This window comes from Nocardioides panzhihuensis (assembly GCF_013408335.1).
Classification (GTDB): domain Bacteria; phylum Actinomycetota; class Actinomycetes; order Propionibacteriales; family Nocardioidaceae; genus Nocardioides; species Nocardioides panzhihuensis.
In genome coordinates this window covers 6,123,408-6,131,595 of record NZ_JACBZR010000001.1, presented here as the reverse complement: position 1 = coordinate 6,131,595, position 8,188 = coordinate 6,123,408, and the positions used below count along the sequence as shown (strand labels likewise).

The following is an 8,188-nucleotide window of genomic DNA, read 5'->3' as shown; positions in this document are numbered from 1 at the left end:
GTCGTCGACGACGAGCGCAGCACCGGGCTGGCCAAGGCCGGGGTGGTCGCCAAGACGGGCAGCGGCTTCAGCTACACCGGCGAGTGGCCCTCGGCGCTCGGCTCGCAGTGGTATGCCGAGCTCCTCGACTGCGCCGACGGCAGCCACAACGGTGACTCAGCCAGCTGGAGCATGCAGGTCGCCAAAGCCTGGACGCTCGACGACCCGCGCTGCCTGCGGGAGGTCGGCCGCCCCGCGATCGCCGGAGTCCTGGCGGTCACCAACCTGCGGCTCGCCGACGAGGAGCTCGCCGCCAAGAACGTCGCCGCGATCACCGCGCTGGACACCTGCTACGCCCGTCCACCCGAGGCGCCGAGCGGCGCCACGGCCGCGGGCTATCGTGAGGTCACCCTGAGGATCACCGCGCCGACCGTCGCCGCCGGCATCCCCGCCATCGACATCGCCCTCGACGACGGCGCCGCGCAGCCGGCCTCCGGCGAAGGGCCGGAGCTCACCTACATCCTGCCGGTCGCCACAGGCGGCGCCGAGGCCTGCGTGCAGGCGACCACCAAGGTGACGTACGCCTGGGGCACGGTCCGCACCGGTGAGCCCGCCGAGCTCTGCGGCAAGGCGGCCGCGGCCCGGATGGAGTGGCGCAAGGTCGAGCGCTCGTGCCCGAAGGGCAAGCCGAAGTGCACCTACATGGCGGCGTACGTCGAGGGACTGTCGGACAACCAGAAGCTGACGGTGACCTACCGTCCCACAGGCGACTTCAAGTGCGCCGGCAAGAAGCCGACCTGCTCGCTCGAGATCAAGGCGGACGGCAACGGGAAGGCCCGTACGCCCGGCCAGCTGGTCACCGGCAAGAAGGGCAAGATCGTGGCGAGCGCGGGCAGCCTGAAGGCGACATACCCCAGCTCGTAGGCTTGTGTCGTGCCCTCCGACCTGACCTTCGGCGCGACCCGCGGACCCAGCCCTGACCCGGCTCAGCGCCCGGCCGCCCTGCCCCGCAAGCGCCGCCGGACGCTCGTCGACCTCCCCGGTGGGACGTACGCCGCCGGGGACTCCTTCGGCGAGGGCTACCAGGCCGACGGCGAAGGCCCCGTGCACTCGGTCGACCTGCCCGGCTTCCGGCTCGACGCGACCGCGGTGACCAACGAGGAGTTCGCCCGGTTCGTGAAGGCGACCGGCCATGTCACCACCGCCGAACGGGAGGGCTTCTCGGCCGTCTTCCACCTCGCCTTCGGCGGTGACCCGCGCGACGTGCTGGGCCGCTCCCCGGAGGCGCCCTGGTGGCTCGGCGTACGCGCCGCCTCCTGGCGGGCGCCTGAGGGCCCGGGCTCCAACGTCGGCCGCCGGGGCAACCACCCCGTCGTGCACGTCTCCCACGACGACGCGCTGGCCTACTGCGAGTGGGCCGGGACCCGGCTGCCGACCGAGGCCGAGTGGGAGTACGCCGCCCGCGGCGGTCTCGCCGGATCGAGGTTCCCGTGGGGTGACGACCTGGAGCAGGACGGCATCCACCACGCCAACGTCTGGCAGGGAGCCTTCCCCGACACCAACACCGCCGCCGACGGGTTCGTCACGACCGCTCCGGTGCGGACGTACGATCCGAACGGCTTCGGCATGTTCCAGATGATCGGCAACGTCTGGGAGTGGTGCGCGGACTGGTTCTCGCCGACCTACTACGCCGACCTCGTCGACTCCGGCGCCACCGCCGACCCGCGCGGCCCCGCCGAGGGGCTGACCCGGGTGATGCGCGGCGGTTCCTACCTCTGCCACGACTCCTACTGCCACCGTTACCGGCTCTCTGCGCGCTCCAGCAGTCCGCCCGACTCGACCGCGGGCAATCTGGGCTTCCGGTGCGCCGCTGATCAGCCGGCCGGGTAGAACTCCTTGGGGCAGGTGTCACCGGCACACTTCGCGTACTTCTTGTCGAGGCTGCGCAGCTCGGCCAGCTGGTCGGCGTACTCGGGGAGCAGCGCGAGCGAGCGGACCTGGTAGGGGTCCTCGGCCATGTCGTAGAGCTCCTCGCTGCCGTCCGAGAAGCGGGCGTAGGTCCAGTCTCCGAAGCGGATCCCGGAGTAGATCTGCTTGTGGCCGTCGCTGACCCGCCAGGCCGAGAGCGGGATCACCCGGTCCTGCGCGGGAGCGTTGAGCCAGGGCATGATGTTGACGCCGTCCTGCGTACGGCCGGGCTCGGCGCCGGCGACGGCCATGATCGTGGTGGCGAGGTCGGGGTTGCCGATCCCGGTCGAGAGGGACCGTCCGGCCGGGATGCCCGGCCCACGCATGACCACCGGGATCCGCTGCGTCTCGCGGTAGTGCATCAGCTTGCCGTTGATGTTGTGGCCGCCGGTGGTGTAGCCGTTGTCCGAGGAGAAGATGACGATGGTGTTGTCCATCTGGTCGGTCGCCTCGAGACGGAGTACGTGGCTGGCCACTGCCCGGTCCACGGCCTGGACGGCCTCGACGCGCTGTTCGTGAGCGATCCGCAGCTCGGCGCGGCCCTGGGCGTCGAAGTACTTGCGGGAGGCCGAGATCGGCGGCGCATCGGTCGGCGTCCGGAACATGTAGGGGAGGTCGGGCAGCTCGAGGCCGTCGAAGGAATGCTTGTCCTCATCGGCCGGCCGGGTGGTGCTGGTGCCCTCCGGATCGTCCTTCTCCTCCGGACCGCCGTGGTGCGGCGCGACGTAGTTGACCCACATGTACCACGGCTTGTCGGCGCGCTCGGGCGCCGAGATCATCTGGTTGGCCTGGTCGCGCATCACGTACGTCGTGTAGCGGTGATACGCCTTGAGCTTGCCGTTGTGGTTGATCCGCGGATGCAGGAAGTTGTAGGTCGACATGTCGGTCGTCGCCCGCCAGTCGGTCCACCCGGGAGGGACGTCCTTGGCGGTCCCGTCCAGGCCGTAGCCGTTGAGGTACTTCCCGGTGAACAGGGTGTCGTACCCGGCCTCCTGCATCGCCTCGGGCAGCGTGCCGGTGTGGTCCATCGACTCGTAGCCGCCGCGTTCGCCGTTGACGGTCACGGTCTCGTGGTTGTGGGAGTACTGCCCGGTCAGCAGCGACGCACGGGCCGGCACACAGATCGGCGTGGGCGCGATCGCCTCGGTCAACGTCGTGCCCTGCTCGGCCAGGAGGCTGCGTACGTGGGGCATGTACTCGAGGTCCTCATAGGCCAGGTCGTCCGCCGTGATCATGAGGACGTTTGGCTTGGTCGAGGAAGGCGCCCACTCAGGCGTCGCGGTGGGCGTCGGGGGCACCACGCCTTCGACAGGAGCGTTGACGACACGCGCGAAAGCGCCCCCGGCCAGAGACCCCAACGACCCCAGCGGACCGCTCGATTCAGGCATCACGCCGAGCGCGATCGACGAGCCGGCGAGTACGGCAACAGCCGCCACAGCCAATCGGGCGCGAGGCGCCATCTGGTTCTGCTCCCTCGGTCGATCCCCGCGTCGTGTATTTCCGTCCGGTTCCACTCCATACCGGACCGGGTTAACGTTACCGAAGGGGACATCGATGACCCCAATGCCCGGCCGATGAGGAGACTCAGGTGAGCGAATCGCGCGAGAACTACGGCGACTACAGCGTCGACGACGAGGACCAGATCACCGGCGAGGACGCGCTCTCCGGAGACGTTCTCGAAGGTGAGGTGCGCGATGAGCTCGACCACGGCATCGTCACCGCTGACCACTACTCCACCGACTACGGCAACACGCCGTGGGAGGAGGAGCACCGAGAGGGCATCGACCAGCGCCGCCACCAGGAGGTGCCGGAGCCCGATCCCTACGCGGTCGAGTACGACGACGCCGAGGAGTGCGACGACCCCGACGGCCGCGAGGTCGGCAACAAGCGTGCGGGCCGGCTGGTCGACCCCGACCGCGGGACCAGCGAGGACACCGAGTCCGAGGTCTACGGGATCGACGCCGGTATCGACGGAGCCGGTGCCACCGCGGAGGAAGCCGCCATGCACATCATCGACGACAGCGAGGACGACAACGACAGCTGAGCGCTAGGCGGTCTGAGCCCTAGGCGGTGAGGTCCTCGACCTCCAGCACGATCTCGACCTCGAACCCCTCCGAGCTCTCCAGGTAGAGCGCGGTGTGCTCGTCGCCGCCGGCGTGCGGGTAGCGGTCGGCGTACAGCTCGTGCCAGCCGTGCTCGGTCGACGCCGCGCGGATCCGGTCGAGCTGGTCGCGGCCCTCGATCATGAACGCGATGTGGTTGACGCCGGGCCGGAGCCGGTCCTGGGCGCCGTGCTGGTCCGTGGAGTGCTCCATGAAGACGTACGTCCCGTCCGGTGCCTCCCAGAAGTGACCCTTCTCGCCGGCCTCCCAGCCGAGCTCGCCGAAGAGCCAACCCCACTCTCCCGACGCAGTCTCGAAGTCATCGACCCAGAGGTCCCAGTGATGGATCGCCCGCATGGCTTCACCCTAGCCTCGATCTGATCCGATCTAGCGGGAAACCGGGTCGCGGGAGCGGCAGGGGGCGTGTGAGGATCGGGGCCGTGAGTGATCTGAAGACGTTCATCGCAGGGCTGCCCAAGGCCGAGCTGCACGTCCACCACGTCGGGTCGGCGTCGCCGCGGATCGTGGCGGAGCTGGCTGCGCGGCATCCGGGGACGGTGCCGGCGGACATCGAGCTGCTACGGGAGTACTTCACGTTCAGCGACTTCGCGCACTTCATCGAGGTCTACCTCTCGGTCGTCGACCTGGTGCGTACACCGGAGGACATCCGCTATCTGACCTACGAGATCGCGCGGGACCTGGCGCAGACCCAGCAGGTCCGTTACGCCGAGCTGACCTGCACCCCCTACACCTCCGTCCGCCCCGACCTGGCGGCTCGGACTGAGCACATGAGCGGGCGCGGGACCGGGCACACCGGGATGACGATCGAGGCCTACACCGAGGCGCTCGAGGACGCCCGGGTGGGCGCCGAGCGCGACTTCGGGATCACCCTGCGCTGGATCTATGACATCCCGGGCGAGGCGGGGATGCCGGCGGCGGACGCGACCCTGACGTACGCCGTCGACCACGGCCCCGAGGCGCTCATCGGCTTCGGTCTCGGCGGGCCCGAGGTGGGCGTTCCGCGTCCGCAGTTCGAGAGGCACTTCGACGCCGCCCGCGCTGCCGGGCTCCGCTCGCTGCCGCACGCCGGCGAGACCACCGGGCCGCAGACGATCTGGGACGCCCTGACCGTACTGAAGGCCGAGCGGATCGGCCACGGCACCTCGGCCGCCCAGGATCCTGCGCTGCTCGCCCACCTCGCCGAGCACCGGATCCCGCTCGAGGTCTGCCCGTCCTCCAACGTGGCCACGGGTGCCGTCGCGACCCTCGAGGAGCACCCGCTGAAGACGTTCGTCGACGCGGGCGTGCCGGTCACGATCAACTCCGACGACCCGCCGATGTTCGCGACCACGCTCAACCAGGAGTACGAGATCGCGACCGACCTCCTCAGCCTCGACACCGCCGGCGTCGCCGACCTCGCCCGGGCCGCGGTCGACGTCTCGTACGCTCCCGACGACTTCAAGGCCAGAATGCGCGACGAGATCGACACCTACGCCACCGCGAACGCCGAATAACGCTTGACGCCGTTGGCCGCGGGCGATCTGCTGGTCGACATGGAGCAGATGCTGGCAGTCAACGGGATCGAGCTGTGCACGGAGACGTTCGGTTCACCTGCGGACCCGCCGATCCTGCTGATCGGCGGGAAGTCCGCCTCGATGGACTACTGGGAGGACGACTTCTGCGCGGCGCTGGCCGCCGGCGGCAGGTACGTCATCCGCTACGACCATCGCGACACCGGTCGTTCGACGATCTGGCCGGCGGGTGCGCCCGGCTACACCTGGCGTGACATGGTCGCCGACGTACCCGGTCTGCTCGACGTCCTCGGCCTCGACAAGGCCCACCTCTTCGGGATCTCGATGGGCGGCGCGCTCGCCGAGTGCGCGGCGGTGCTCTATCCCGAGCGGGTCGCCACCGTGATCCTCGACCAGACCACGTCCGCGTTCGAGGGAGTCGAGCTGCCGCCCATCGGCGAGGAGATGGCAGGTTTCTTCGCGGAGGCGGCCGAACGGCCGATGCCCGAGATGGACGACCACGACGCGCTGGTCGCCATGCTCGTCGAGGACCAGCGGGCCTTCATCCCCAAGCGCTTCGACGAGGCGCGGATGCGCGCGGTGTGCGAGAGGTCCGTGCGGCGTACGCCGGACCTGCGGCCCAGCTTCGAGAACCACGATGCCGCGCCGGAGGGCGAGCGCATCGAGGCCTCCCTCGCCGACATCACCTCTCCCACCCTGGTCATCCACGGCACCGGTGACCCGCTGATGCCGATCGGCCACGGCGAGGTCCTGGCGCGGGAGATCCCCGACGCCACGCTGCTGGTCCTCGAGGACGTCGGCCACGAGCCGCCGCCTCCTTACACCTGGGATACGGCCATCCCCACGATCCTGGACCACACGGCCACCAGGGAGTCCTAGACCGGTTCGATCTTCCCGAGCACGTGACCGATCGAGACGGTCGCGCCCACGTCGGTGCCGCGGGAGAGCGCGCCCGCTCGATGTGCGGCGACCCGGGTCTCCATCTTCATGGCGTCGATGACGGCGACGTCCTGGCCCTCGGTGACCTGCTCGCCGTCCGGGACGAGCCAGTCGACCAGGGTGCCGGGCACGGGAGCCTCGATCACGGCCGGGTCGGCGACGGCGGTCGCCGGGACGGCATCGGCCGCCGCCGTACCGCCCGCTGCGATCCCCCGCAGGAGGTCCTCGGGCAGCCCCAGCATCACCCGGCGACCGTCGATCTCGATCGGCACCCGCCGCAGCGGCTGCGCGGTCGCCGGCTCGGGGCGCCGCTGGGTCTCGAGCCGCGGCATCAGCGTGGTCTCGATCCACTGCGTGTGGACCGCGAACCCGGCGGTCGAGAAGGCCGGGTCGTCGAGCAGCACACGAGCGAAAGGTACGACGGTCGCGACCCCTTCGACCGAGAGCTCGCCGAGCGCGCGGCGCGCACGTACGACGGCGGTGTCCCGGTCGGGCGCGTGCACGATCAGCTTGGCGATCAGCGAGTCGAAGGCGCTCTGGACGGTGTCGCCCGCCTCGATCCCGGCATCCCAGCGCACCCCCGGCCCGGCGGGGACCCGCAGGCTCGTCACGACCCCCGGGCTCGGCAGGAAGCCGCGGCCCGGGTCCTCGGCGTTGATCCGCAGCTCGATCGCGTGACCTGTCGGCTCCGGCGTCTCCGAGAAGGAGAGGCCGGAGCCGGCGGCGATCCGAAGCTGCTCCGCGACGAGGTCGACGCCGGTGACCGCCTCGGTGATCGGGTGCTCGACCTGCAGACGGGTGTTCACCTCGAGGAACGAGATCACGCCGTCCTCGCCCATCAGGAACTCGACGGTCCCGGCTCCGCGGTAGGAGACCGCCGCGCAGATGTCGCGCGCGGCATCGTGGATGCGGCGGCGCTGCTCGTCGGTCAGCCCCGGTGCGGGTGCCTCCTCGACGAGCTTCTGGTTGCGGCGCTGCAGCGAGCAGTCCCGGTCACCGACGACCACGACGTTGCCGGTGCCGTCGCCGAGCACCTGCGCCTCGATGTGCCGGGGACGCTCCAGGAACCGCTCCACGAAGCACTCGCCCCGACCGAACGCGGCCTGCGCCTCACGGGAGGCGGAGTCGAAGGCGGCGGCGACGTCGTCGAGCTCGCGGGCGACCTTCAGCCCGCGCCCACCACCGCCGAAGGCGGCCTTGATCGCGATGGGAAGCCCGTGCTCGCGCGCGAACGCGACCGCTTCGTCGGCCGACTCCAGCGGCCGGTCGGTGCCGGCCACGAGCGGAGCTCCCACGCTCTGGGCGATCCGGCGCGCGGTGATCTTGTCGCCGAGACTGTCGATGCTCTCCGGGCTGGGCCCGATCCAGATCAGCCCGGCGGCCTCGACGGCGCGCGCGAACTCCGCGCTCTCCGACAGGAACCCGTAGCCGGGATGCACCGCATCGGCGCCGGAGGCCTGCGCCGCGGCCATCAGCCACTCGATGCTGAGGTAGGACTCGGCGGCGGTGGCACCACCTAGCATGTACGCCTCGTCGGCAAGCCGCACGTGCAGCGCGTCAGCGTCCTGGTCGGCGTAGACGGCGACCGACACGAGGCCGGCCTCGGCGACCGCCCGCACGACGCGGACGGCGATCTCTCCCCTGTTGGCGATGAGCACCCTGCGCATG

At 70.5% G+C, this 8,188-nt stretch carries 8 protein-coding genes; 5 read left to right on the top strand and 3 right to left on the bottom strand.

Features of this window, described 5'->3' with window-relative positions:
• On the top strand, positions 1-903 hold a 903-nt coding region (locus BJ988_RS29015), incomplete at its 5' end, for a hypothetical protein (RefSeq protein ID WP_179661256.1).
• A 9-nt stretch (positions 904-912) separates the two neighbouring features.
• Positions 913-1,869 (top strand): SUMF1/EgtB/PvdO family nonheme iron enzyme, encoded by a 957-nt coding sequence (locus BJ988_RS29010; RefSeq protein WP_179661255.1) that lies wholly within the window; start codon positions 913-915, stop codon positions 1,867-1,869.
• Here BJ988_RS29010 and BJ988_RS29005 read toward each other — a convergent pair.
• Positions 1,854-3,407, bottom strand: coding sequence for a sulfatase-like hydrolase/transferase (locus BJ988_RS29005; protein WP_218861173.1), 1,554 nt, complete (start codon positions 3,405-3,407; stop codon positions 1,854-1,856). The two genes, BJ988_RS29010 and BJ988_RS29005, sit on opposite strands and share 16 nt — an antisense overlap.
• A 128-nt stretch (positions 3,408-3,535) precedes the next feature.
• Between BJ988_RS29005 and BJ988_RS31520 the strand changes: the two genes are divergently transcribed.
• Entirely contained in the window at positions 3,536-3,991 is a 456-nt protein-coding gene (locus tag BJ988_RS31520) for a DUF5709 domain-containing protein (protein ID WP_179661254.1), read from the top strand.
• Between the two features lie 19 nt (positions 3,992-4,010).
• Here BJ988_RS31520 and BJ988_RS28995 read toward each other — a convergent pair whose 3' ends face one another.
• Entirely contained in the window at positions 4,011-4,406 is a 396-nt protein-coding gene (locus tag BJ988_RS28995; protein ID WP_179661253.1) for a VOC family protein, read from the bottom strand.
• Between the two features lie 83 nt (positions 4,407-4,489).
• Between BJ988_RS28995 and BJ988_RS28990 the strand changes: the two genes are divergently transcribed.
• On the top strand, positions 4,490-5,563 hold the full coding sequence (locus tag BJ988_RS28990) for an adenosine deaminase (protein ID WP_179661252.1): 1,074 nt from the start codon (positions 4,490-4,492) through the stop codon (positions 5,561-5,563).
• Between the two features lie 3 nt (positions 5,564-5,566).
• Positions 5,567-6,460 (top strand): alpha/beta fold hydrolase, encoded by an 894-nt coding sequence (locus tag BJ988_RS28985; RefSeq protein WP_246321606.1) that lies wholly within the window; start codon positions 5,567-5,569, stop codon positions 6,458-6,460.
• Here BJ988_RS28985 and BJ988_RS28980 read toward each other — a convergent pair.
• Positions 6,457-8,187 carry an acetyl/propionyl/methylcrotonyl-CoA carboxylase subunit alpha gene (locus BJ988_RS28980; protein ID WP_179661251.1) on the bottom strand — a complete coding sequence of 577 codons (1,731 nt, stop codon included), beginning with the start codon at positions 8,185-8,187 and terminating at the stop codon, positions 6,457-6,459. The genes BJ988_RS28985 and BJ988_RS28980 overlap by 4 nt on opposite strands.
• Between the last annotated feature and the right edge of the window lies 1 nt (position 8,188).